Source organism: Inquilinus ginsengisoli, assembly GCF_050434925.1.
Taxonomy (GTDB): Bacteria; Pseudomonadota; Alphaproteobacteria; order DSM-16000; family Inquilinaceae; genus Inquilinus; species Inquilinus ginsengisoli_B.
Genome location: NZ_JBNDJK010000001.1, coordinates 2,779,005 through 2,801,214 on the forward strand (window position 1 = coordinate 2,779,005; position 22,210 = coordinate 2,801,214).

Genomic DNA, 22,210 nt, shown 5'->3' on the forward strand with positions numbered 1-22,210 from the left:
CCCCTTTCCTTCATCGACAGCGGGGTGTGATGCTGGCCTTCATCCTGACGCGCGTGGCGCAGGCGATCCTGGTGATGCTGGTGGTGGCGCTGTTGGCCTTCACCATGTTCCGCTTCGTCGGAGACCCGATCAACCAGATGGTCGGGCAAGAGACCACCGAGGCGGAGCGTGAGGCGCTGCGCGAGAGCCTGGGTCTGAACGATCCGGTGGTGGTTCAGTTCGTCCGCTATGCCGGCAACGTGGTGCGGTTCGACTTCGGCAACTCCTACCAGTTCAAGCAGCCGGTCTCGGGCCTGATCGGCGACCGTGCGCCGGCGACGCTGGAGCTGTCGCTGACCTCGGCCCTGCTGGCGCTGCTGATCGGCGTGCCGATGGGGGTGTTCACCGGCCTCTATCCCCGGCGCTGGCTGTCGCGCCTGTTCCTCGGCGGCTCGCTGGTCGGGGTGTCGCTGCCGACCTTCCTGATCGGCATCCTGCTGATCTTCATCTTCTCGGTCGAGCTCGGCTGGCTGCCCTCCTTCGGCCGCGGCGACGTGGTCCGGCTGGGCTGGTGGAGCACCGGATTCCTCACCCTGTCCGGCCTGCGCTCGCTGATCCTGCCGGCGATCACGCTCGGCCTGTTCCAGATGACGCTGATCATGCGCCTGGTGCGCGGCGAGATGCTGGAGGTGATGCGCACCGACTTCATCCGCTTCGCCCGCGCCCGCGGCCTGCCCGACCGGGCGATCCATTTCGGCCATGCGCTGAAGAACACGCTGATCCCGGTCATCACCATCACCGGGCTGCAGCTCGGCTCGATCATCGCCTTCGCCATCATCACCGAGCAGGTGTTCCAGTGGCCGGGCATGGGCCTGCTGTTCATCCAGGCGGTGGCCAATGTCGACATCCCGATCATGGCCGCCTACCTGCTGCTCAGCGCCTTCATCTTCGTCACCATCAACCTGGTGGTCGACATCCTCTACGCCGCGGTCGACCCGCGGATCCGCGTCGGGACCTGAGCCGATGCGACGCATGCTCGACAGCGACCTCGCCTGGCGCTTCCGCCGCTCGCCGATCGCCATCATCGCCCTCTTGGCCGCGCTGCTGATGGCCGCGGGGGCCATCCTGGCGCCGCTGATCGCGCCGCAGGATCCATTCGACGCGGCCAGCCTCGACCTGATGAACTCGCTGATCCCGCCGGCCTTCGAGGCGGACGGCGATCCGCAATTCCCGCTCGGCACCGACGACCAGGGCCGCGACCTGTTCTCGGCCATCCTGTACGGCACCCGAATCTCACTGCTGGTCGGCGTCGCGGGCGTCGCCCTGGCGATGCTGATCGGCGTCACCCTCGGCCTCGTCGCCGGCTATCGCGGCGGCTGGGTCGGGGCGGTGATCATGCGCGTCGCCGATGTGCAACTGACCTTCCCGGCGATCCTGATCGCGCTGCTGATCAACGGTATCGCCCTGGCGCTGGTCGGCAGGGGCGGGGGCACCGACGTCCAGATCGGGGTGATCGTCGTCGCCATCGGCCTGTCCTACTGGGTGCAGTACGCCCGCACCGTGCGCGGCTCGACCCTGGTCGAATCGCGCAAGGAATACGTCCAGGCGGCCCGGCTGATCGGCCTGTCGGACTGGACCATCATGTTCCGCCACGTGCTGCCGAACGTGATGGGGCCGGTGCTGGTGATCGCCACCATCAACCTGGCGCTGGCGATCATCACCGAGGCGACCCTGTCCTTCCTCGGCGTCGGGGTGCCGTCGACCTCGCCCTCGCTGGGCACGCTGATCAACATCGGCAACCGCTTCCTGTTCTCCGGCGAGTGGTGGATCACGATCTTCCCCGGCGCGGCGCTGGCGGTGCTGGCGCTGTCGGTCAACCTCCTGGGCGACTGGCTGCGCGACGCCCTCAACCCGAAGCTGCGGTGAGGGCCATGACGGAACCCACCCTCAGCGTCCGCGACCTCAAGGTCCAGTTCAGCAGCCGGCGCGGCCTCCTGACCGCGATCGACGGCGTGTCCTTCGACATCGCGCCCGGCGAGGTGCTGGGCGTGGTCGGCGAATCCGGCGCCGGCAAGTCGATCACCGGCACCGCCGTGATCGGGCTGATCGACCCGCCCGGGCGCATCGCCGGCGGCGAGATCCGGCTCAAGGGCGAGCGCATCGACAACCTGAAGCCCGAGGCGATGCGGCGGATCCGCGGCCGGCGCATCGGCATGATCTTCCAGGACCCGCTGACCAGCCTGAACCCGCTCTACACCGTCGGAAAGCAGCTGACCGAGACCATCGCCACCCACCTGCCGCTCGGCCGCGACGGCGCCCGGCGCCGCGCCATCGCCTTGCTGGAGGAGGTCGGGATCCCGGCGGCGGCGGCGCGGATCGACAGCTACCCGCACGAGTTCTCCGGCGGCATGCGCCAGCGCGTGGTCATCGCCCTGGCCCTGGCGGCCGAGCCGGAGCTGGTGATCGCGGACGAGCCGACCACCGCGCTGGACGTCTCGGTCCAGGCCCAGGTGATCGCGGTCCTGAAGCGGCTGTGCAGGGAGCGCGGCACCGCGGTGATGCTGATCACCCACGACATGGGCGTGATCGCCGAGACCGCCGACCGGGTTGCGGTGATGTATGCCGGCCGGATCGCCGAGATCGGCCCGGTGCGAACCGTGATCAAGCAGCCGCACCACCCCTACACGGTGGGGCTGATGGGCTCGATCCCGACGGTCACGGGCGACGACGAACGGTTGGCGCAGATCCCGGGCGCGATGCCGCGGCTGGACGCGATTCCGGCCGGCTGCGCCTTCAACCCGCGCTGCGGCTCCGCCTTCGACCGCTGCCGGCGCGACCGGCCGGACCTGATCGCGGCGGGGCCGGGGGCGGCGGCCTGCTGGCTGGTGGAAGGAGGCCGCGCATGACGACGAACGCCGTGGTCGAGGTGGTCGGGCTGAGCCGCCGCTTCGACCTGTCCCAGCCCTGGCTGGCGCGGCTGCTGGGCGGGGCGCCGCGGCTGACCCTGAAGGCGGTGCAGGATGTCAGCTTCACCATCAGCCGGGGCGAGACGCTGGCGCTGGTCGGCGAATCCGGCTCCGGCAAGTCGACCATCGCCCGGCTGGCGGTGGGGCTGCTGCAGCCCAGTGACGGCGCGGTGCTGATCGACGGCATCGACCTGGCGGACCCGGCGAAGAAGGCGCAGCTGGCTAAGCTGCGCCGGCGGATCCAGATGATCTTCCAGGATCCCTTTGCCAGCCTGAACCCGCGCTGGCGGGTCGACCGCATCGTGGCCGAGCCGATCCGCGCCTTCCGCCTGTCCTCGTCCCAGGCCGAGACGGCGGAAAAGGTAGCGGAACTGCTGCGCCGGGTCGGACTCGATCCGCGCGACGGGCGCAAGTTCCCGCATGAGTTCAGCGGCGGCCAGCGCCAGCGCATCTGCATTGCCCGGGCGCTGGCGTCGGAGCCGGAGTTCATCGTCTGCGACGAGCCGACCTCGGCGCTCGACGTCTCGGTCCAGGCCCAGATCCTGAACCTGATGAAGGATTTGCAGGACCAGTTCGGCCTGACCTATCTGTTCATCAGCCACAACCTGGCCGTGGTCCGGCACATGGCCAGCCGGATCGGCGTGGTCTATCTCGGCCGGATGGTGGAGCTGGCGCCGGCCCGGTCGCTGTTCCGGGCGCCGCGCCACCCCTACACGCGGATGCTGCTGGACGCGCTGCCGGACCTGGAGATGACCGGCCGGCCGCGGCGGATGGTGGAGGGCGAAATCCCCAGCCCGATCGCCCCGCCGCCGGGCTGCGCCTTCCACCCGCGCTGCCCTTTGGCGAACGACCGCTGCCGGCAGGAGGTGCCGCGGCCGCTCGCCGCCGGCGACGCCTTGGTCGCCTGCCACGCGGTCGAGGAGGGGCGGGACCGGGCGGCGACACCCCTGCGCATGAGCGTCTAGGAGAGTTTGCCTCGTTGCCGCCGCGATTCCTTGATTCAAATGGGGCGGAACCGAAGGGGAATTCCTCGATGAAGATGCTGATCGCCGCCCTGGCGGCCGCCGCGGCGCTGGCCGGCCCGCTGTCGCCGCCGGCCCGGGCGGAGACGAAGACGGTGCTGTGCCCCGAGGCCTACGGGATGATGGAGGACGATTCGCTGCTCGGTGTCATGGTCGAGGCGGCATTCGACTCGAACTACAGCATCGCCAAGGACAGCGACGACGGAGCCGATTGCGTGTGGCCGGTCCAGCGGCTGACCTATGACGGCTTCGACCTGCTGGTCACGGCCCGGGGCCGTGTCGGCGGCATGGGCGCGGGCGAGCCGGCGCGACTGTCGGCCTACATCATGCGGGCCGACCCGTCGCGCCCGGCGCTCGACGGGCCCGGCCTGGTCACGCCCGTCCTGGACTTCGCCGAGGTCGGCACCTTCGGCAACCCCGGCGACCTGGCGGCGGTGACATTCGGCGGCCGCGACGGGTTCACCGCCCGCAGCGGCTCGGTCAACCAGGGCTACTCGTTCAACGACCTCAACCTGTTCCTGTTCGATCATGACCGGATCGTCGTGGCCGATCCGCTGCGGATCGGCGCCGGTAACGGCGGGGCGGTGGAGGACGAGAAGGACATCGTCGAGGTCAAGAGCCGCGCCGATCTCGACAAGCCGGCGGCCGGCCGCGTGACTTTGACCTACGACGTCAGCAACAAGGGCCGGAAGCGCAGCGAGGCCGTGGTGGTCCGCCTCGACGGCACGACATGGGTCGTGGAGTCCGGCGCCCTGCCGAAGGAGTTGGCCGAGATCGGGCAATAGGCCGGATCCGGATCCCTCACCCGGAGGCGCAAGCGCCTCCGACCTCTCCCGCTGGGTGGGACTTTTCTGGAATACCGCCGTTCGAGCCGATCCATCCCTTCTACTCTCCCCCTCCTCTCGCGGGAGGGGGCAGGGGGTGGGGGTATCGCCGTCGAGGCTGGCCTGAACTCTGACGCTACGGCCATGACGGCAAGGCCTGTCCTCTGCGCAGTCGCGCGCGGACGCGCGCAGACCCCTCCCCAACCCCCTTCCGCAAGGGGAGGGGGAGTGTGGAAGGCTGCGTTCGCGAGTGCTGAAGGTTGGTAAAGCGGATGAGTTCGCCGGCGGTCATCCCGTGTCCGGCGGCCTGCGGCGGCCGGGAGCAGTGGAGCGGGGCTCGGGCGGATCCTCCGGATCAGCCTCCTCGCCATCCTCCGGCGGTATGAAGCCGTAATGCTCCATGGCCTCGTCGGCCATCTCCAGCCAGCGCTCCACCTCCGGCGGGAAACCCCAGCGCCGGCACAGGGCGGCCACCGCGACCTCGGGCCGGCTGGCAGCGATCAGCTCCGCCACCTCAACCCGCTCGACCCGCTCGCAGACTTCGGCGACACGGCGGTCGACCTCCTCATCGTCCTCGGACACCTCATAGGCGGCAGCCAGCATCGCCAGCTTCACCCGCAGGTCGTGCCAATCCTCCTGGGCCGATTCGCGCTTCGCCGCGGCCTTGCGCCGCTCGTCGCGATGATTGGCGAACTTGTCCTCCAGCAGCAGGGTCAGCCGCAGCGACTTGGTGATGACGGCGATCCGCTGGCCATAGTCGACGCCGGGCTGCGGCGCCTCGACCGCCTCGGTGCGGGTCGCCTCCATGATCTCCATGTGGATCTCGGCCGCCCGGGCGAGCATGCGCAGATGCCGCGCCGCCCGCTCCTCCTGGGGAGTGGCCGGGGCTTCCGACATCCGGTCGGTCTGCGCCTTGTTCATGGAACGTAGCATGAACAAGATCGCAGATTAATACAACTGCACAATGTGTTTACTGGCGCCGACGGTTCAGGGTCGGATGAAGGGACGACCCATCCTTGACTCGGGCCGTCGTTTCGTTAATAACTGACCGGTCAGTCATTAACGAAGGCGAGCGGACCGGCATGGCCCAGGCGGTGCGGAGACGGCGCAAGGAGGCGCGGCCGGCGGAGTTGCTGGATGCGGCGTTCGAGCTGTTCGTGGAGCGCGGCTTCGCCGCGACGCGGATCGACGACATCGCCGCCCGCGCCGGGGTCAGCAAGGGCACGGTCTATCTCTACTTCCCCAGCAAGCAGGCGGTGTTCGAGGCGCTGGTGCGCCAGTCGGTGCTGCCCAATGTCGAGCGGCTGATCGGCGAGACGGCGCGGCCGGACATGCCGGTGCTGGAGATCCTGCCGCGGCTGCTGCGCGCCATCATGCAGACGGTGGCCGGATCGTCCCTGATGCAGTTCCCGCGCCTGATCATCGCCGAATCGCCGCAGTTTCCGGAGCTGGCGCAGTTCTGGCGCGAGACCGTGATCGACCGGATGCTGGGCGTCGTCTCCGGCCTGATCCAACGCGGCATCGCCGCCGGCGAGATCCGGCCGGTCGATCCGAAGGATGCCGCCCGGCTGATGATTGCGCCGCTGCTGATGGCGGTGATCTGGGGCACCACCTTCGTGCGGCCGGATGAGAGCTTCGATCTCGGGATCTTCATCGACCGGCATCTCGACATCTATCTGCGCGGCCTGGCGGTGGAGGCACGGCCATGAAGATCCGCATCGCCGTTCTTGTCCTGGTCGCGGCCGCGGTCGCCGCCGGCTGGTGGTTCGACCTGCCGGGCCGGTTGGGCTGGCGCCAGGGGCAGGGCGACACGCTGACGCTGTACGGCAATGTCGACATCCGCCAGGCCGAGCTCGGCTTCCGCGTCTCAGGCCGGCTGGCCGAGATGAAGCTGGAGGAGGGCGAGGCGGTGACGGCCGGCACGGTGCTGGCCCGGCTCGACGACCGGCCGTTCCAGGACAGCGTCGCCGCGGCCAAGGCCAGCGTTGCCGCACGCCAGGCCGATCTCGACAAGCTGGTGGCCGGCCCGCGCGTCGCCGAGATCGCCCAGGGCCGGGCCACGGTGGCCGAGCGCGAGGCCGATCTGGCAAACGCCAAGCTGGCCTTCGACCGCACCCAGGAGCTGCGCCAGAAGGGCAACGCGCCACAATCGACGCTGGACCAGACCGTGGCCGCCCGCGACATGGCCCAGGCCCGGCTGGAGGCGGACCGGCACGCCCTGGAGCTGCTGCTGGAGGGCAGCCGGGCCGAGGACATCGCCGCCGGCCGGGCCAATCTCGCTGCCGCCCAGGCCGACCTCGCCACCGCCGAGACCTCGCTGGCCGACGCGACGCTCGAGGCCCCGGCCGATGGCATCATCCTGTCGCGGGTGGCGGAGCCGGGAGCGATCATGGCGCCCAGCAGCGTCGCCTACGTGCTGTCGCTGACCAGGCCGGTCTGGATCCGCGCCTATGTGGCGGAGCCGGATCTCGGCCGGGTCCATCCGGGGCTGATGGTCGAGGTGGTCACCGACACCAGGCCGGACCGGCCGTACCGCGCCCGGGTCGGCTTCGTCTCGCCGGTCGCCGAGTTCACGCCGAAGACGGTGCAGACGCCGGAGCTGCGCACCGACCTGGTCTACCGCCTCCGCATCATCGTCGACGAGCCCGACCCGGCCCTGCGCCAGGGCATGCCGGTGACCGTGCGCATGCCGAAGGGTGGGTGAGATGATTGGAATCGTCTCGTCAGGCGCATTTCATCTTAGTCCCCCCTCCCCTTGCGGGCTACGGGATGCACGAAAGTGATTTGCGCGTGGAGGGAGGTGTGATTCAAGGCGAAGTCAAGCCGAGAGGAGACTTTGCCGTGACGTTTGGGCTGGGCGACATCCGGGTGGCAGCGCGAGCCGAGTGGTTGATCGAGCAGATCGTGGCGACGGGATCGCTGGTGGTGCGCGAGCTTGGCGGGACGCGGGCCGGAGAGATGGCGGTGCACCGGTTTTTGTCGTCGCCGTACAGCTCGGTGGAAGGGATCGTGGAGACGCTGGCGTCGCGGACAGCCCAGCAGTGTGTGGGGCGCCGGGTGGTGGCGATCCAGGATACGAGCGAGGTCAACTTCAAGGGTCGGGCGGCCAAGCGGCGCGGGCTGGGTCCTGGGGGCAACGGGAAGGACCCCGGCTTCTTCCTGCATCCGGTGATTGCGGTGGATGTGGAGGAAGAGGCGGTGATCGGCCTGGTCGGGGCCCAGATCTGGACGCGAGGCTCGGTGCCGGTGGGCGAGCGGCGTGGCCGGGCCCTGGCGGAAAAGGAATCGATGCGCTGGCACGACGGCTGCACCACCGCGGCCCGGGTGCTGGCCGAGGCGGCGGCGGTGACGATGATCGCCGATCGCGAGAGCGACATCTGGGAGCTGTTCACCGAGCGCCCGGACAATCTCGACCTGATCCTCCGGTCGGCGCAGAACCGCAGCCTGGCCGGCGGCGGCCGGCTGTTCGCCGCCCTGGACGATGCCCCGGAGCTGACGCGCCGCCGCATCCTGGTGCCGCCGAGCCGACCGGGCGAGCGCAGCCGTGAAGCGACCCTCGCGATCAAGGCGGGCAGCGTGCAGATCGCCCGTCCGAAGAGCCGCAAGGCCGAACCGGGCGCGGTGCGCACCGTAACCCTGACGCTGGTCCAGGCCATCGAGATCGATCCGCCCGACCCGAAGCAGGCCATCGCCTGGCGCCTGCTCACCACCCATCCCGCCGACGGCGCCGACGCCGCCACCGAGATCATCGATCTCTATCGCCTGCGCTGGCGCATCGAGCAGGTCTTTCGTGCCCTCAAGAGCGATGGCCTGGGCCTCGAAGACACTCAACTCGCCGATGCCGAGCGGCTGTTCATCCTCGCCGCCATGGGCTTGGCCGCCGCAGTCCGCACCCTGCAACTCGTCGATGCCCGCGACGGCAGCCCCAGGCCGGCCACCGACGTGGTCGATCCCGACCTCCTCGCTCCACTTGCCGCCATCTCTCGATCCCTCGAAGGCAACACCCCGCGCCAGAAGAACCCCCATGCCCCCACCAGCCTCGCCTTCCTCTCCTGGGTCACCGCTCGCCTCGGCGGATGGAACTGCTACGGCAAGCCACCGGGTCCCAAAACCATGCACAATGGATGGAAACGGCTCGCCCCTATGCTCCATGGCTATGCCCTCGCAACACAGGCAAAACTTCCGTGAATCCCGTAGCCCCTTGCGGGAGGGGGGCAGGGGGAGGGGGCTGCGCGCGTCCGCGCGCGAATGAGTCATGGCCGTCTCCGCCGTCGTTGCGGGTTGGATACCCTGGCGCGGCGCGAGCGGAGAGAACCCCCTCCCCCTATCCCCCTCCCGCGAGGGGAGGGGGGACTCAGTTATTTTTGGCTGCGACGGGGTGAGCGTCATGCCGTCGAGCGGTCACAGCCGGATTTCCATGCCCACGGACCTGGTCCGGATCGAGGGCGTCACCAAGCGCTTCGGGCCCGGCAGGCCGGCGCTGGACGCCGTCACCGCGGCGATCGGCGGCGGCCGGATCACCGGGTTGGTCGGGCCGGACGGGGCGGGCAAGACCACGCTGATCCGGCTGATGACCGCGCTGATGTGGCCCGAGGAGGGATCGCTGACCGTGCTCGGCCATGACAGCCGGGCCGAGCCGGCGCCGATCCAGGCCGCGATCGGCTACATGCCGCAGCGCTTCGGCCTGTACGAGGACCTGACGGTGCAGGAGAACCTCGACCTCTACGCCGATCTCCGCGCCCTGCCGCGGGCCGAGCGGCCGGCGGTGTTCGACGAGATCCTGACCTTCACCGACCTGAAGCGCTTCACCGGCCGCCTCGCCGGCAAGCTGTCCGGCGGCATGAAGCAGAAGCTCGGCCTCGGCTGCGCCCTGCTGCGCAAGCCGCGCCTGCTGCTGCTGGACGAGCCGGGCGTGGGCGTCGACCCGATCTCGCGGCGCGAGCTGTGGGGCATGGTGCAGGACCTGACCCGCGAGGGCATCGGCGTGGTGTGGTCGACCGCCTATCTCGACGAGGCCGAGAAATGCGACCGGGTGCTGCTGCTGAACGAGGGCAAGCTGCTCTACGAGGGTGAGCCGGACGGGCTGACCGGGCGGGTCGAGGGCCGGGTGTTCCGGCTGACCGGGGTCGAAGGCCGGCGGCGGCAGGTGCTGGCGGCCGTGCTGGACCAGCCGGGCGTGATCGACGGCGTGATCCAGGGCACGGCGATCCGGCTGGTGGCGAAGGACGCCGGGCAGCCCCCGGCGCCACCGGAGGAGGCCGGAGCGGCCGCGAAGATCGGCCCGGCGGCGCCGCGCTTCGAGGACGCCTTCGTCGACATCCTCGGCGGCGGCCCCGGCGGCCGGTCGAAGCTGGCCGAGGCGCGCGAGACGCTGCCGCCGCGGGAAGGGCCGGTGATCGAGGCGCGCGGCCTGACCAAGCGCTTCGGCGACTTCACCGCCGCGGCCGACATCACCTTCGACATCCCGCGCGGCGAGATCTTCGGCCTGCTCGGCCCCAACGGCGCCGGCAAGTCGACCACCTTCAAGATGCTGTGCGGCCTGCTGAAGCCGACGGCGGGGAAGGGGCGGGTGGCCGGCTTCGACCTGCGCCGCGACAGCGCCGAGGCGCGCAACCGGCTGGGCTACATGGCCCAGAAATTCTCGCTCTACGGCGATCTCAGCGTTGGCCAGAACCTCGACTTCTTCGCCGGCGTCTACGGCCTGGACCGGCGCCGGGCGCGGCGGCAGATCGGGCTGATGACCGAGATCTTCGCGCTCGGCGACGTGCTGCCGCGCTCGGCCGGCACCCTGCCGCTCGGCTTCAAGCAGCGCCTGGCGCTGGCCTGCGCCGTGATGCACGAGCCCGAGGTGCTGTTCCTGGACGAGCCGACCTCCGGCGTCGACCCGATCAGCCGGCGCGAGTTCTGGACCCACATCAACGGCCTGGTCGAGAAGGGGGTGACCGTGCTGGTCACCACCCATTTCATGGAGGAGGCGGAATATTGCGACCGGATCTCGCTGATCTATCGTGGCCGCTCGATCGCGCTGGGATCGCCGGACGAGCTGAAGGCGAAGGTGGCTGACAGCGAGCACCCCGACCCGACCATGGAGGACGCTTTCATCGCCCTGGTTGAGGCCTCCGACGCGAAGCAGGAGGCGGCGTGATGGGCGTGGGCAGGCAGAAGAAAGATGAGTCCCCCCTCCCCTCGCGGGAGGGGGCTAGGGGGAGGGGGGTGTCGCAGCTCGGGCGGACCTTGGATTCTGCAGAGCCGGTCTGGGTGGGAGTTGTGCTTCCATGGCATTCGCGCGCGGACGCGCGCAGACCCCTCCCCCTACCCCCCTCCCGCAAGGCGAGGGGGGACAATAAAAGGGCGCAGCGTGACGGGGCCGTCACGGACGGCCACCGGTTCGGAGGCGCCGCATGACCGACGCCCCCGCCATCTCCCGCGCCGACCGGCTGCGGCGGTTCGGGGCGCTGCTGCGGAAGGAGAGCCGGCAGATCCTGCGCGATCCGTCGAGCCTGCTGATCGCCGTGGTGCTGCCGGTGCTGCTGCTGTTCCTGTTCGGCTACGCCCTGTCGCTCGACGCCGACCACACCCGGGTCGGCGTGGCGGTGGAGAGCCCGGGGCCGGAGGCGCGCGACCTCGCCGCCAGCTTCCAGGCCTCGCGCTATTTCGACGCCCGGATCGGCACCGACCGGCGGGAGTTCGCCGAGGATCTGGTGACCAACCGGGTCAAGGGCATCATCGTCATCCCGGCGACCTTCGCCGCCGAGGCGGCGCGGCCGGGCGGGGCGCCGCAGATCCAGATCCTGGTCGACGGCAGCGACCCGAACACCGCGAACTTCGTCATGGCCTATGCCCAGGGCGTGCTGTCGGGCTGGCGGGCGATGCGGGCGGCGGGGCAGGGCGCCGACGGCGCGCCCATGATCGATGTCGAGCAGCGGGTCTGGTTCAACCAGGAGCTGGTCAGTCGCAACACGCTGGTGCCCGGCGCCATCGCCATCGTCATGACCATGATCGGCACGCTGCTGACCGCGCTGGTGGTGGCGCGGGAGTGGGAGCGCGGCACCATGGAGGCGATGATGGCGACGCCGGTCACGGCGCTGGAGCTGCTGGCCGGCAAGGTGCTGCCGTATTTCCTGCTCGCTTTAGCATCGCTGACCCTGTGCGTCTTCGTCGCCGTGGTGCTGTTCGGGGTGCCGTTCCGCGGCTCGATCGGGGCCCTCTACCTGGTCTCCGCCGCCTTCCTGTGTCCGGCGCTGGGGCTGGGGCTGATCATCTCCGCCGCCACCAAGAACCAGTTCCTGGCGTCGCAGCTGGCCCTGGTGGCGGGGTTCCTGCCGGCCTTCCTGCTGTCGGGCTTCCTGTTCGAGATCAGCTCGATGCCGCTTCCGATCCAGTGGATCACCTACATCCTGCCGGCGCGCTACTACGTGCCGGCGCTGCAGACCGTGTTCCTGGCCGGGGACATCTGGCCGCTGTACCTGCGCAACATGGCGGTGATGCTGGTCGAGGGCGCGGTGCTGCTGGCCCTGGCGGCGCGGCTGACCCGGAAGAGGCTGGCCTGATGTCGGACCGAAGGAGAACGGGCCTGTCCACCCACCGAAACCGTCATGGCGAGGAGCGAAGCGACGTGGCCATCCAGGATTGGTGCGAGCGGCCCTGGATGGCCACGCCCCTGCGGGGCTCGCCATGACGGTTTCGGGGATGGCGAGGAGGGGCATGCGATGCTGCGCCGCCTGAGAGCTCTCATCATCAAGGAGCTCTTGGCCGTGCTGCGCGACCCGCGCGGCCGGTTGATCCTGATCGTGCCGCCGATCATTCAGCTGTTCGTCTTCGCCTATGCCGCGACGATGGAGGTGAAGAATGTCGACATCGCCCTGCTCGACCGCGACCGCAGCGCCTGGAGCCAGGAGCTGGTGCGGCGGGTCGAGGGCTCGCCGACGTTCCGCAGCATCCTGGTGGTCGACACGCCGGAGGCCCTGCGCCGAGCCATTGATCAGCAAGAGGTGCTCGCGGCCGTGCAGATCGGGCCCGGCTTCTCCCGCGACATCGCCGCCGGGCGCCCGACCGATGTGCAGGTCATCCTCGACGGCCGCCGGTCCAACGCCTCGCAGCTGACCGGCAACTACATCTCGCAGATCGTTGCCGCCATGGCGCTCGACGCGGCCAGCCCCAGCGGCGTGGCGAAGGGGACGGACGCCGCGGTGCCGCGCTTCTGGTTCAACCCGGCGCTCGACACGCAATGGTTCATGGTGCCGAACCTGGTCGCGGTGATCGCCGTGCTGATCGGGCTGATCGTCACCGGCCTGACCATCGCGCGGGAGCGCGAGCTCGGCACCTTCGACCAGCTGCTGGTGTCGCCGCTCAGGGTGCATGAGATCCTGCTGGGCAAGACCATCCCGTCGCTGCTGATCGGCTTCGCCCATTGCAGCTTCTACCTGCTGGTGGCGGTGGTCTGGTTCGGCCTGCCGCTGCGCGGGTCGCTGGGCATGTTCTATGCCGGGGTGTTCTTCTACCTGCTGGCGCTGATCGGGATCGGGCTGTTCATCTCGGCGCTGTCCGCGACGCAGCAGCAGGCGATCCTCGGGTCATTCCTGTTCATGATCCCGGCGACGCTGATGTCCGGCTTCGCCACCCCGATCGACAACATGCCGGAATGGCTGCAGCCGGCGACCTACGTCAACCCGCTGCGCTACTTCATCATCATCGTCCGCGGCGTGTTCCTGAAGGGGCTGCCGGTCGAGGAGATGCTGCGCAACACCGTGCCGCTGGCGCTGATTGCCCTGGTGACGCTCAGTGCCGCGGCCTGGATGTTCCGCCGCCGGATGGAATGAGAGACCGCTTGTAAACGCTACTGGCGCGGCCGTCTGACGGCGGACTCGAAGCTTCCGGTGCTCACGCACCAGACGTGCGCTGCGCGCCGGTTCTCGAAACCACCGCCAGCCGACTCGCCAGCGCACTTCCAGACGGTCTCTGAGCCGCCTCAGGGCAGCGGGACGGTCCGGTTGTAGGGATCCTCGCCGGGCTCCGCGGTGGGGCCGGTCCGGGCCAGCGCGGAGGGGGTCGGGTTGTGGACCGACAGGTTGAAGCTGTCGCCCGGCGTCTCGGAGGACGAGCACGCGACCAGGGCGATGCCGGCCGCAACCATCGAAAGCAGCGCTACTGTCGGATTCCGCATGATCCGTACTCCCCCTGCGAACCGCCGTCGCCAACCGACGGCCGACTCCGATCCTACGATCCTCCTCGTCGTCCTCCTCTGCAAGCCGCATCCATACGCTTCGACGACACTCGCCCCGTGGCCGGATCTCGGTCATGATGGGGTATTATGGACAGCGTTCTCGCAACCCTCGTTCAGATGTTCGATGGGACGTCGGTTCTGGTTGCCGCCTATGACGAGTTCGACCGGCTGCGCTATGCCAACCCGGCCTTTCGGGGCGCCTTCTTCATCGCCGACGACGAGACCCCGCTCTGGTCCGAGATCATGCGCCGGAACCATGGTGCCGGCCGGGGCTCGGTGATCCGGGCGGAGGATTTCGAGGCGTGGCTGGTCTCGACTCAGTCCCGCCGCGGCAAGACCGGCTTCCGGGCCTATGAGACCGATCTGGTCGACGGCCGGTGGCTGTGGATGACGGAAAGCGTCCGCGGCGACGGCTGGATGCTGTGCATCGCCAGCGACATCACCGGCATGCGGGCCGAGGACCGGGCCGTGCGGCAAGACCGGGATTTCGCCGTCAAGGCGTCCTACACCGACGAGCTGACCGGCGTCGCCAACCGCCGCTTCGTCACCGAGCGGATCGAGGAGATGCTCCGCCGGCCGCCATTCAAACCCGGCGTGCTCGGCTGTGTCGCGCTCCTGGATATCGACCATTTCAAGCCGGTCAACGACCGGCACGGCCACCAGGCCGGCGACCTGGTCCTGCGCGACTTCGCGCAGCGCATCGCCGGCATGGTCCGGCGGTCCGACTGCTTCGGCCGGATGGGCGGGGACGAGTTCCTGCTGGTCCTGCCGCGCACCTCGATCGAGCCGGCGGTCCTGGTGGTCGAGCGGATGCTGGCCGTGATCCGCACAGCCCGGCCGGTGCCGGACCGCGGAGACGTCGCCTATACCTTTTCCGCCGGGCTGGCGGAGGGCCGCGCCGGGGACACGGTCGCCGGCCTCTACGCACGGGCGGACAAGGCGCTGTACTCCGCCAAGATGAGCGGCCGCAACCGGATCTATTGCGACGGGCCGGAGCCGGAGCGGCCGGCGATCGCGCAGTAGGCGCGCTTGTATCCAAACAATTGACCTGTTTCGGAGCCGGGCGACTGCCTTTAGTTTGGGCAGCCGCCGGGCGGCAGCCTTCCGCCGGCCCACTGCAGAGGCCCGGCGATGCGGACCGACACTTCCTCCACCTTCGACGATGTACCGGCGGCTCCGCGCGGCGGCTCGGCGCTGCAGCCGGTCGCGGCCGGGCTGCTGGCCGCCATCGTCGGTTTCGCCAGCGCCTTCACCGTGGTGCTGCAGGGCCTGGCGGCGGCCGGCGCCACCCCGGCCCAGGCGGCCTCCGGGCTGCTCGCGGTCTGCATCGGCCAGGGGCTGCTGGCGATCCTGCTGTCCTGGCGCTCGAAGCTGCCGATCAGCATCGCCTGGTCGACCCCCGGCGCGGCGCTGCTGATCGCCACCGGGGTGCCGGCGGGCGGCTTCGCGGCCGCGGTCGGCGCCTTCCTGGTGGCCGCGGCGCTGGTGGTGGTGGCCGGGCTGTGGCGCCCCTTCGGCCGGCTGGTCACCGCGATCCCGACGCCGCTGGCCAGCGCCATGCTGGCCGGGGTGCTGCTCGACCTCTGCCTGGCCCCGGCCCGGGCGGTCGGCGCCATGCCGATGCTGGCCCTGCCGGTGCTGCTGGTCTGGGCGCTGACCTGGCGCTTCGCCCGGCTTTACGCCGTGCCCGCCGCGGTGGCGGCGGCGGTGGCGCTGATCGCGCTGACCACCGCGGTGCCGCCGGGGGCCTTCGCCCAGCTGTGGCCGGAGCCGGTCTTCGTCGCCCCCGCCTTCACCACGGGCGCCATCATCGGCATCGCCGTGCCGCTGTTCATCGTCACCATGGCGTCGCAGAACGTGCCCGGCCTGGCGGTGCTGAACGCCAATGGCTACCGGCCGCCGGTCGGGCCGCTGTTCGTCGCCACCGGCGCGACCAGCGCCCTGACCGCGCTGTTCGGCGGCCATGCGGTCAACCTGTCGGCGATCACCGCGGCGCTCTGCGCCTCGGCCGAGGCCCATCCCGACCCGGCGCGGCGCTGGCCGGCGGCGGTGATGGCCGGGGCGGTCTATGTCGGGCTCGGCCTGTTCGCCGGCTTCGCCGCCGCCTTCATCGCCGCCTCGCCGCCGCTGCTGATCCAGGCGGTGGCCGGGCTGGCGCTGCTGGGCAGCCTCGGCGGCGCGCTGTCGACCGCGCTGGCGCGGGAGCAGGGGCGGCTGCCGGCGGTCGTCACCTTCGTCACCACCGTCTCCGGCCTCTCCCTGTTCGGCATCGGCGCCGCCTTCTGGGGCCTGGTGGCCGGCGGCGCCGTGCTGGCGCTGGACCGGCTGCGGGGCCCGGCGCTGCCATGACAAAGCCCGAAGCCTGGTGTCTCTGGATGCCATCATGTTCGGAGAGGGATTCGCCGTGAAGCTTCTGGTCTCTGTCGTTGCCGCCCTCCTCGCCGGCCTGTCCTGCGCGTCCGCGCAGGAGCTCGCGATCCCCGCGGCCACCTATCCGGCGCTGCCGCGCCAGGCGGCCTCGGCCGAGGGCTTCGTGCCGCCCGGCTGGCGGCTGGAGGCGCAGGCCAAGGGCGACCTGAACGGCGACGGCAAGGCCGATCTCGCCTTCGTCCTGCACGGCACGGACCCGAAGAACGTGGTGGCCAACCCGGACGGGCTCGGCGTGGATTCGCTGGACACCAATCCGCGCATCCTGGCCGTCGCCTTCGCCCGGGCGGCGGGCTACGAGCTGGCGCTGGAGAACCATGCCCTGATCCCGCGCCGGACCGATCCGGTGCTGGACGACCCGTTCGACTCCGTTGCCGCCAGCGGCCTCGAGGTCGCCCGCGGCACGCTGCGCCTGAGGCTCGGGGTCTTCGCCAGCGCCGGCAGCTGGTCGATGTCGACGATCGCCACGACCTTCCGCTGGCAGAACGGCCGCTTCGAGCTGATCGGCTACGACCGCACGGAGACCAACCGCGGCAGCGGCGAGATCGAGGGCCTCAGCATCAATTATCTGACCCGCCGGGCGAAGCGGACCCAGGGCACGATCGAGAGCGACGCGGAGAAGACGCGTTGGGAGACCCTGCCGCGCGGTCCGCTGCTCGGCCTCGACGAGATCGGCGACGGGCTGGAGTTCGACCCGGACAGCCGGCGCTGAGGCGCCGGTGATCCTGACCACACCGCGATTGCGCCTCCGGCCCTGGTGCGACGAGGACCGGGACGCCTTCGCCGCCCTGGCCGCCGACCCCGAGGTGATGCGCGATCTCGGCGGGCCGCTGGACCGGGCGGGCAGCGACGCCAAGCTCGACCGCTATCGCGCCGCCTTCGACCGGCACGGCTTCTGCCGCTGGGCGGTGGAGAGCGCGGCGGGCGAATTCCTCGGCTATGCCGGGCTGATGCCCTTGGGGCCGGACCATCCGCTCGGCCCCGGCGCCGAGATCGGCTGGCGGCTGATGCGGCACGCCTGGGGCCGCGGCTACGCCACCGAGGCCGCGGCGGCGGCGCTGCGGGACGGTTTCGGCCGGCTCGGCCTGGCCGAGATCCTGGCCTACATCGCGCCCGACAACCTGCGCTCGCAGGCGGTGATGGCGCGGCTGGGCCTGCAGCGCGATCCGTCGCGCGACTTCACCGCGACCTATGACGGCGTCGCCTGGCACGGGCTGGTCTGGGTGGCCCGGCCGCCGACGGGGCGGTGACCGGCGGAAATCCGGCCGGAAGGGGCGGAAAGCGAACCGAAGGAGAAGCATGCAGGGGACGAACACATGACGAGTCACGTTATTGCCATGATTATCCGTATATAATCATCCATTGGCCTATCGAAATATGCAGTTATTTAATCCGGTTATATCACGATCCTCAAGTTTATTTAGAAAATTTAATATTCTGTCTTTCTTAAATCCCAATCGTATAGGAATTTCCCATTCCTCTATTTCATTCAAGACTATATTAACCACAAAAATTGTCATAACTCTTTGATTATCGTCAATATCCAAACTATAGCCGATATTAAAATAATATCTGTCGTCCTTTATTTTCCTGAGAAATGAACGGAAATGCTCTTCTGGAAATGGCTGTTTTGGCCGGAGAACAGAAGCAGGAAGACCATTCAGAAATTCATTAAGACAGCGAGCCGCAATGGAGATTTCATGGACATTAAGCTTCATGGCGCCTCCTATATCTTAAAAAGTGGTTGTCGAAACGAGCTCGGCCGGGGCTGGCGGAAAGCTGTCCCGCGCCGTATCTCAGTAGCAGATATTTAGACGTCATCGCCGAGCCGCCCGCAACGTTTCTAGAGCGGATCGGGGAGAGGCACCGTATCTGCCCCATGCCCTATGTCCGCAAAGGGTCGAAACCAGCCAGGGCCTCGCCCGGATTGCGGGCGCCTCGATCCATTCGGCGGTATCGTCGCAACGAAACTGGGGCGTCGACCGCCATCGTGCGCAGGGGCACTATCCCCGGCAGTCGATCCCCTGCCGAAAGCCTAGAGATGACCGATGCCCCCGACCACGCCATCCGCCGGCGGCGCGATGCCTTCAATCGCGCTCTGGCCGGGGCGGACCTCAAGGCCATCGGGCTGCTTCTGGCGCCGGGTGTCGTTCTCGTCACCGGCACGGACAGCGCCGTCATCTCCGGCCGCAAGGCCCAGCTCGCGGCATGGGAGCGCGAATTCGCCGCGTCCCTGCGCACGATCTACACCCGCACCCCCGACACCATCCTGGTCTCGCCGGTCGAGCCCATCGCCCTCGAGCATGGCCGCTGGCAGGGCGTCACCGCCGCCGGCGGCCTGCCGCTCGCATCCGGCTCCTACACCGCCAAATGGCGCAAGACCGGCGCGGATTGGGTGATCGAGGCCGAGATCTACCTCACCCTCGCCTGACAGACCGCACGCAGACGGAGACAACAAATGGAGAATGACGACCGCACCAGGATCATTCCCGGGAGAACGCCGGAATCGGCGGCCATGACCGCGAGCGTCAAACGAGCGATGGCGCTCACCGCCGCGCTCAACCGCCTGACCTTCGACGATGCGGCTCAGATCCGGACCCTGTTCGGTGAATTGATCGGCAAGACGGTCGACGACAGCTTTCTGTTGATCCCGCCGTTTTTCACGACCGGCGGGGCCGACATCAGCGTCGGGCGCAATGTCTTCATCAATCAGAACTGCACCTTCTACGACCTGGGCGGGCTCGATATTGCCGACGATGTGATGATCGGGCCGAATGTGAGCCTGATCACGTCCGGCCACCCGATCGAGCCGTCCCAGCGGCGCGCCTGCGTCGTCGCCAAGCCGATTGCGATCGGGCGGAACGTCTGGATCGCGGCCGGTGCGATCGTCATCGGCGGCGTCACGATCGGGGAGAACTCGGTCGTCGCGGCGGGTTCGGTGGTCACCAGGGACGTTCCGCCGAACAGCCTGGCCGGCGGAAATCCGGCGCGGGTCATCCGATCGATCGCCGGCTGAGGAACGCTACACTCCGCCGGCCCCGGGCGGCATGCCGTCGAATTCCGGCAGGCCGCCGGCGATCCGGTCCCAGGGCTGGCGGTCGCGCACATTGATCGCGGCGTCCGGCCGGATCGCCGACGGGTCGTCCAGCGACCCGGCATAGAGCGTGGCGGTGCCGGGATCCATCTCGCCGGTGCCGAACAGCTGGCTGCCGCAGACCGGGCAGAAATGGCGCAGGGCCTGCAGCCCGCTGCCGCCGGTCGCGGCGTAGACGCGGGTCTCGCCGCGGACGGTCATGGCCGCGCGCGGGACGCCGACATAGGTGGAATGGCCGGCACCGCTGGCGCGCTGGCAGGACCGGCAATGGCAGTGTCCGGTGTAGACGGGATCGGCCGCCACCTCGTAGCGCACCGCCCCGCACAGGCATCCGCCCGTCATCATTTACCCATCTCCCAAGCTCGGCCCCTCTGCGGTCGAGACCTTTTCAGAATAGCTGAAGTCCGTTCCTTTTTAGTCCCCCCTCCCCTTGCGGGAGGGGGCAGGGGGAGGGGGCTGCGCGCGTCCGCGCGCGAATGGGCAGAGAACGGGTCCCGCGGTGAGAGCCGGATCGCCAGAACCCAGGCCGGTCTTGACGGCGAAAACCCCCTCCCCCTAGCCCCCTCCCGCGAGGGGAGGGGGGACCCATTTCTCTTTCGGTCGATGGCGTTGCTGGCCCCCCAAATGGCCCAAGAGACATTCTGGAAAAGGTCTTGCAGTCAGGATAGTCCGGCGTGGACCTGCGGCGGAAATCCGGATCGAATTTTTATGTGCTCCGGGCGTCTGATCCGCCCCGATCACACGACTCCGCAGGCCATCTGCGGAAAGGAGACTTCGTGCTCGACGTTCTGATGCTCGCCCTGGCCGCGGCGTTCTTCGCCGTCGGCCTGGGCTATGTGCTGCTTTGCGACCGGCTGTGAGGGGACGATGACCTTCGATCTCATCCTCGGCGGCGTCGTATCCGCGCTGCTGCTCGGCTACCTCGTCTATGCCCTGGTCCGGCCCGAGAAGTTCTGAGGCGACCATGACCCTCAACGGCTGGATCCAGATCGCGATCTTTTGCGCGATCGTCATCCTCATCGTGCGCCCGCTCGGCGGCTACATGACCCGCGTTTTCGCGGGCGAGCGCACTTTCCTCTCCCCCATCCTGCGCCCGGTCGAGCGGCTGTTCTACGCCGCCGCCGGCGTGCGCGAGGACCGCGAGCAGCACTGGACCGGCTATGCCTTCGGCATGCTGATCTTCAGCCTGGTCAGCGTCGTCGTGCTGTACGCGCTGCAGCGCTTCCAGGACGTGCTGCCGCTGAACCCGGCCGGCATGGCGGCGGTGCCGGAAGGCCTCGCCTTCAACACCGCGGTCAGCTTCGTCAGCAACACCAACTGGCAGTCCTATGGCGGCGAAAGCACCATGAGCTACCTGGTGCAGATGGCCGGGCTGACGGTGCAGAACTTCGCCTCCGCCGCGGTCGGCATCGCTCTGGCCATCGCGCTGGTGCGCGGCTTCGCCCGGCGGTCGTCCCCGACCATCGGCAATTTCTGGGTCGACCTGACCCGGACCGTGCTCTACGTGCTGCTGCCGATCTGCGTCGTCGCCACGGTGTTCTTCGTCTGGCAGGGCGTGCCGCAGAATTTCGGCAGCTATGTCGACGCCACCACGCTGGAAGGCGCGCATCAGACCATCGCCCAGGGGCCGGTGGCCTCGCAGCTGGCGATCAAGATGCTGGGCACCAATGGCGGCGGCTTCTTCAACGCCAATTCGGCCCATCCCTACGAGAACCCGACCGCGCTGTCGAACCTGGTGCAGATGGTGCTGATCTTCGCGATCGGCGCCGCGCTGACCAACGTCTTCGGCCGCATGGTCGGCAATGAGCGCCAGGGCTGGGCGATCCTCAGCGCCATGGGCGTGCTGTTCCTCGCCGGCGTCTTCATCACCTATTGGCAGGAGGCGGGCGGCGGCCATCTGCTGGCCTCGCTCGGCGTCGACACCAGCCTCGGCAACATGGAGGGCAAGGAGGTCCGCTTCGGCGAGGCGCTGTCGGCCCTGTTCGCCGTGGTCACCACCGCGGCGTCCTGCGGCGCCATCATCGCCCAGCATGACAGCTTCACCGCGCTGGGCGGCATGGTGCCGCTGGTCAACATGATGCTGGGCGAGGTCGTGATCGGCGGCGTCGGCGCCGGCCTTTACGGCATGCTGCTGTTCGTGGTCGAGGCGATCTTCGTCGCCGGGCTGATGGTCGGCCGCACGCCGGAGTACGTCGGCAAGAAGATCGAGGCCAAGGAGGTCAAGATGACCATGCTGGCCCTGCTGATCCTGCCGGCCTCGATGCTGGGCCTCACCGCCCTGGCGGTGTCGACCCAGGCCGGGCTGGCCGGCATCCTCAACCCGGGGCCGCACGGCTTCACCGAGGTGCTGTACGCCTACACCTCGGGCACCGCGAACAACGGCTCGGCCTTCGGCGGCCTGACCGCGACCTCGCTGTTCTATACGATCACCCTCGGCTTCGCGATGCTGATCGGCCGCTTCCTGATGATCGTGCCGATGCTGGCCGTCGCCGGGTCGCTCGCCGCCAAGCGCAGCCTGCCGCCGTCCTCCGGCACCTTCCCGACCACCGGGCCGCTGTTCGTCGGCCTGCTGATCGGCGTGGTGCTGATCATGGGCGGCCTGACCTTCTTCCCGGCCCTGGCGCTGGGTCCGATCGTGGACCAGCTCGCCTCCTCCGCCGGCACTCTGTTCTGAT

At 69.2% G+C, this 22,210-nt stretch carries 24 protein-coding genes; 20 read left to right on the plus strand and 4 right to left on the minus strand.

The features are described 5' to 3' along the window. The first annotated feature begins 29 nt into the window (after positions 1-29). The 5 genes from QFZ27_RS13090 (at position 30) to QFZ27_RS13110 (ending at position 4,752) form a co-directional block, all read left to right on the plus strand. On the plus strand, positions 30-998 hold the full coding sequence (locus QFZ27_RS13090; RefSeq protein WP_429226835.1) for an ABC transporter permease: 969 nt from the start codon (positions 30-32) through the stop codon (positions 996-998). 13 nt (positions 999-1,011) lie between these two features. Then, positions 1,012-1,905 (plus strand): ABC transporter permease, encoded by an 894-nt coding sequence (locus tag QFZ27_RS13095; protein WP_429226836.1) that lies wholly within the window; start codon positions 1,012-1,014, stop codon positions 1,903-1,905. A gap of 5 nt (positions 1,906-1,910) precedes the next feature. Beyond that, complete coding sequence (locus QFZ27_RS13100; protein WP_429226837.1) at positions 1,911-2,885, plus strand: ABC transporter ATP-binding protein; 975 nt, start codon at positions 1,911-1,913, stop codon at positions 2,883-2,885. Continuing rightward, positions 2,882-3,910: an ABC transporter ATP-binding protein gene (locus QFZ27_RS13105; RefSeq protein ID WP_429226838.1), complete on the plus strand. Its 1,029-nt coding sequence runs from the start codon at positions 2,882-2,884 to the stop codon at positions 3,908-3,910. The genes QFZ27_RS13100 and QFZ27_RS13105 overlap by 4 nt, the downstream gene beginning before the upstream one ends. Positions 3,911-3,978: 68 nt before the next feature. Beyond that, positions 3,979-4,752: a hypothetical protein gene (locus tag QFZ27_RS13110; protein ID WP_429226839.1), complete on the plus strand. Its 774-nt coding sequence runs from the start codon at positions 3,979-3,981 to the stop codon at positions 4,750-4,752. A 327-nt stretch (positions 4,753-5,079) separates the two neighbouring features. On the opposite strand, the gene QFZ27_RS13115 is transcribed toward QFZ27_RS13110, so the two are convergent. Continuing rightward, positions 5,080-5,724 carry a hypothetical protein gene (locus QFZ27_RS13115; protein WP_429226840.1) on the minus strand — a complete coding sequence of 215 codons (645 nt, stop codon included), beginning with the start codon at positions 5,722-5,724 and terminating at the stop codon, positions 5,080-5,082. Between the two features lie 149 nt (positions 5,725-5,873). Here QFZ27_RS13115 and QFZ27_RS13120 point away from each other — a divergent pair, with 149 nt between their 5' ends. The 6 genes from QFZ27_RS13120 to QFZ27_RS13145 all read left to right on the plus strand — a co-directional run bounded on the left by QFZ27_RS13120 (position 5,874) and on the right by QFZ27_RS13145 (position 13,610). Further along, positions 5,874-6,500, plus strand: coding sequence for a TetR/AcrR family transcriptional regulator (locus QFZ27_RS13120; RefSeq protein ID WP_429226841.1), 627 nt, complete (start codon positions 5,874-5,876; stop codon positions 6,498-6,500). Continuing rightward, the gene (gene hlyD / locus QFZ27_RS13125; RefSeq protein WP_429226842.1) at positions 6,497-7,495 is read left to right on the plus strand and encodes a secretion protein HlyD; all 999 of its coding nucleotides are present in this window, start codon (positions 6,497-6,499) and stop codon (positions 7,493-7,495) included. Before QFZ27_RS13120 ends, hlyD begins: the two co-directional genes overlap by 4 nt. A 137-nt stretch (positions 7,496-7,632) precedes the next feature. Further along, positions 7,633-8,979, plus strand: a complete 1,347-nt coding sequence (locus QFZ27_RS13130) for an IS4 family transposase (RefSeq protein WP_429224333.1) — start codon at positions 7,633-7,635, stop codon at positions 8,977-8,979. 229 nt (positions 8,980-9,208) lie between these two features. Further along, a complete protein-coding gene (locus tag QFZ27_RS13135; RefSeq protein ID WP_429226843.1) occupies positions 9,209-10,936 on the plus strand; it encodes an ATP-binding cassette domain-containing protein in 1,728 nt (575 codons plus the stop codon). Positions 10,937-11,192: 256 nt separating this feature from the next. Next, entirely contained in the window at positions 11,193-12,341 is a 1,149-nt protein-coding gene (locus QFZ27_RS13140) for an ABC transporter permease (RefSeq protein ID WP_429226844.1), read from the plus strand. A gap of 159 nt (positions 12,342-12,500) precedes the next feature. Next, positions 12,501-13,610 (plus strand): ABC transporter permease, encoded by a 1,110-nt coding sequence (locus QFZ27_RS13145; RefSeq protein ID WP_429226845.1) that lies wholly within the window; start codon positions 12,501-12,503, stop codon positions 13,608-13,610. A gap of 149 nt (positions 13,611-13,759) precedes the next feature. On the opposite strand, the gene QFZ27_RS13150 is transcribed toward QFZ27_RS13145, so the two are convergent. Further along, positions 13,760-13,954 (minus strand): hypothetical protein, encoded by a 195-nt coding sequence (locus QFZ27_RS13150; RefSeq protein ID WP_429226846.1) that lies wholly within the window; start codon positions 13,952-13,954, stop codon positions 13,760-13,762. Positions 13,955-14,101: 147 nt separating this feature from the next. Here QFZ27_RS13150 and QFZ27_RS13155 point away from each other — a divergent pair, with 147 nt between their 5' ends. From QFZ27_RS13155 to QFZ27_RS13170, 4 genes are all read left to right on the plus strand, one after another. Next, a complete protein-coding gene (locus tag QFZ27_RS13155) occupies positions 14,102-15,037 on the plus strand; it encodes a GGDEF domain-containing protein (protein WP_429226847.1) in 936 nt (311 codons plus the stop codon). Positions 15,038-15,145: 108 nt separating this feature from the next. Then, the gene (locus tag QFZ27_RS13160) at positions 15,146-16,363 is read left to right on the plus strand and encodes a benzoate/H(+) symporter BenE family transporter (RefSeq protein WP_429226848.1); all 1,218 of its coding nucleotides are present in this window, start codon (positions 15,146-15,148) and stop codon (positions 16,361-16,363) included. Positions 16,364-16,397: 34 nt separating this feature from the next. Continuing rightward, positions 16,398-17,153 carry a hypothetical protein gene (locus QFZ27_RS13165; RefSeq protein WP_429226849.1) on the plus strand — a complete coding sequence of 252 codons (756 nt, stop codon included), beginning with the start codon at positions 16,398-16,400 and terminating at the stop codon, positions 17,151-17,153. A gap of 7 nt (positions 17,154-17,160) precedes the next feature. Then, a complete protein-coding gene (locus tag QFZ27_RS13170; RefSeq protein WP_429226850.1) occupies positions 17,161-17,691 on the plus strand; it encodes a GNAT family N-acetyltransferase in 531 nt (176 codons plus the stop codon). Positions 17,692-17,808: 117 nt separating this feature from the next. Here the strand turns inward: QFZ27_RS13170 and QFZ27_RS13175 are convergent, their stop codons facing one another. Continuing rightward, positions 17,809-18,159 carry a hypothetical protein gene (locus QFZ27_RS13175; RefSeq protein ID WP_429226851.1) on the minus strand — a complete coding sequence of 117 codons (351 nt, stop codon included), beginning with the start codon at positions 18,157-18,159 and terminating at the stop codon, positions 17,809-17,811. A gap of 323 nt (positions 18,160-18,482) precedes the next feature. Between QFZ27_RS13175 and QFZ27_RS13180 the strand changes: the two genes are divergently transcribed. Further along, positions 18,483-18,872, plus strand: a complete 390-nt coding sequence (locus tag QFZ27_RS13180) for a nuclear transport factor 2 family protein (protein ID WP_429226852.1) — start codon at positions 18,483-18,485, stop codon at positions 18,870-18,872. 27 nt (positions 18,873-18,899) lie between these two features. Beyond that, entirely contained in the window at positions 18,900-19,457 is a 558-nt protein-coding gene (locus QFZ27_RS13185) for a sugar O-acetyltransferase (RefSeq protein ID WP_429226853.1), read from the plus strand. A 6-nt stretch (positions 19,458-19,463) separates the two neighbouring features. On the opposite strand, the gene QFZ27_RS13190 is transcribed toward QFZ27_RS13185, so the two are convergent. Continuing rightward, positions 19,464-19,880 (minus strand): GFA family protein, encoded by a 417-nt coding sequence (locus QFZ27_RS13190; RefSeq protein ID WP_429226854.1) that lies wholly within the window; start codon positions 19,878-19,880, stop codon positions 19,464-19,466. Positions 19,881-20,209: 329 nt separating this feature from the next. Here QFZ27_RS13190 and QFZ27_RS13195 point away from each other — a divergent pair, with 329 nt between their 5' ends. The 3 genes from QFZ27_RS13195 to kdpA are packed head-to-tail and all read left to right on the plus strand — an operon-like array spanning position 20,210 to position 22,209. Further along, positions 20,210-20,395: a hypothetical protein gene (locus QFZ27_RS13195; protein ID WP_429226855.1), complete on the plus strand. Its 186-nt coding sequence runs from the start codon at positions 20,210-20,212 to the stop codon at positions 20,393-20,395. A 7-nt stretch (positions 20,396-20,402) separates the two neighbouring features. Then, entirely contained in the window at positions 20,403-20,492 is a 90-nt protein-coding gene (kdpF, locus tag QFZ27_RS13200) for a K(+)-transporting ATPase subunit F (protein WP_429226856.1), read from the plus strand. Positions 20,493-20,499: 7 nt separating this feature from the next. Further along, positions 20,500-22,209, plus strand: coding sequence for a potassium-transporting ATPase subunit KdpA (gene kdpA / locus QFZ27_RS13205; protein WP_429226857.1), 1,710 nt, complete (start codon positions 20,500-20,502; stop codon positions 22,207-22,209). The last annotated feature ends 1 nt before the right edge of the window (position 22,210 follow it).

Excerpts from the sequence above, each read along its gene's own strand:
- QFZ27_RS13090 (WP_429226835.1), top strand. The coding sequence starts at position 30 with ATGCTGGCCTTCATCCTGACGCGCGTGGCGCAGGCGATCCTGGTGATG.
- QFZ27_RS13095 (WP_429226836.1), top strand. The coding sequence starts at position 1,012 with ATGCTCGACAGCGACCTCGCCTGGCGCTTCCGCCGCTCGCCGATCGCC.
- QFZ27_RS13100 (WP_429226837.1), top strand. The coding sequence starts at position 1,911 with ATGACGGAACCCACCCTCAGCGTCCGCGACCTCAAGGTCCAGTTCAGC.
- QFZ27_RS13105 (WP_429226838.1), top strand. The coding sequence starts at position 2,882 with ATGACGACGAACGCCGTGGTCGAGGTGGTCGGGCTGAGCCGCCGCTTC.
- QFZ27_RS13110 (WP_429226839.1), top strand. The coding sequence starts at position 3,979 with ATGAAGATGCTGATCGCCGCCCTGGCGGCCGCCGCGGCGCTGGCCGGC.
- QFZ27_RS13115 (WP_429226840.1), bottom strand. The coding sequence starts at position 5,724 with ATGCTACGTTCCATGAACAAGGCGCAGACCGACCGGATGTCGGAAGCC.
- QFZ27_RS13120 (WP_429226841.1), top strand. The coding sequence starts at position 5,874 with ATGGCCCAGGCGGTGCGGAGACGGCGCAAGGAGGCGCGGCCGGCGGAG.
- hlyD (WP_429226842.1), top strand. The coding sequence starts at position 6,497 with ATGAAGATCCGCATCGCCGTTCTTGTCCTGGTCGCGGCCGCGGTCGCC.
- QFZ27_RS13135 (WP_429226843.1), top strand. The coding sequence starts at position 9,209 with ATGCCCACGGACCTGGTCCGGATCGAGGGCGTCACCAAGCGCTTCGGG.
- QFZ27_RS13140 (WP_429226844.1), top strand. The coding sequence starts at position 11,193 with ATGACCGACGCCCCCGCCATCTCCCGCGCCGACCGGCTGCGGCGGTTC.
- QFZ27_RS13145 (WP_429226845.1), top strand. The coding sequence starts at position 12,501 with ATGCTGCGCCGCCTGAGAGCTCTCATCATCAAGGAGCTCTTGGCCGTG.
- QFZ27_RS13150 (WP_429226846.1), bottom strand. The coding sequence starts at position 13,954 with ATGCGGAATCCGACAGTAGCGCTGCTTTCGATGGTTGCGGCCGGCATC.
- QFZ27_RS13155 (WP_429226847.1), top strand. The coding sequence starts at position 14,102 with ATGGACAGCGTTCTCGCAACCCTCGTTCAGATGTTCGATGGGACGTCG.
- QFZ27_RS13160 (WP_429226848.1), top strand. The coding sequence starts at position 15,146 with ATGCGGACCGACACTTCCTCCACCTTCGACGATGTACCGGCGGCTCCG.
- QFZ27_RS13165 (WP_429226849.1), top strand. The coding sequence starts at position 16,398 with ATGTTCGGAGAGGGATTCGCCGTGAAGCTTCTGGTCTCTGTCGTTGCC.
- QFZ27_RS13175 (WP_429226851.1), bottom strand. The coding sequence starts at position 18,159 with ATGAAGCTTAATGTCCATGAAATCTCCATTGCGGCTCGCTGTCTTAAT.
- QFZ27_RS13180 (WP_429226852.1), top strand. The coding sequence starts at position 18,483 with ATGACCGATGCCCCCGACCACGCCATCCGCCGGCGGCGCGATGCCTTC.
- QFZ27_RS13185 (WP_429226853.1), top strand. The coding sequence starts at position 18,900 with ATGGAGAATGACGACCGCACCAGGATCATTCCCGGGAGAACGCCGGAA.
- QFZ27_RS13190 (WP_429226854.1), bottom strand. The coding sequence starts at position 19,880 with ATGATGACGGGCGGATGCCTGTGCGGGGCGGTGCGCTACGAGGTGGCG.
- kdpF (WP_429226856.1), top strand. The coding sequence starts at position 20,403 with ATGACCTTCGATCTCATCCTCGGCGGCGTCGTATCCGCGCTGCTGCTC.
- kdpA (WP_429226857.1), top strand. The coding sequence starts at position 20,500 with ATGACCCTCAACGGCTGGATCCAGATCGCGATCTTTTGCGCGATCGTC.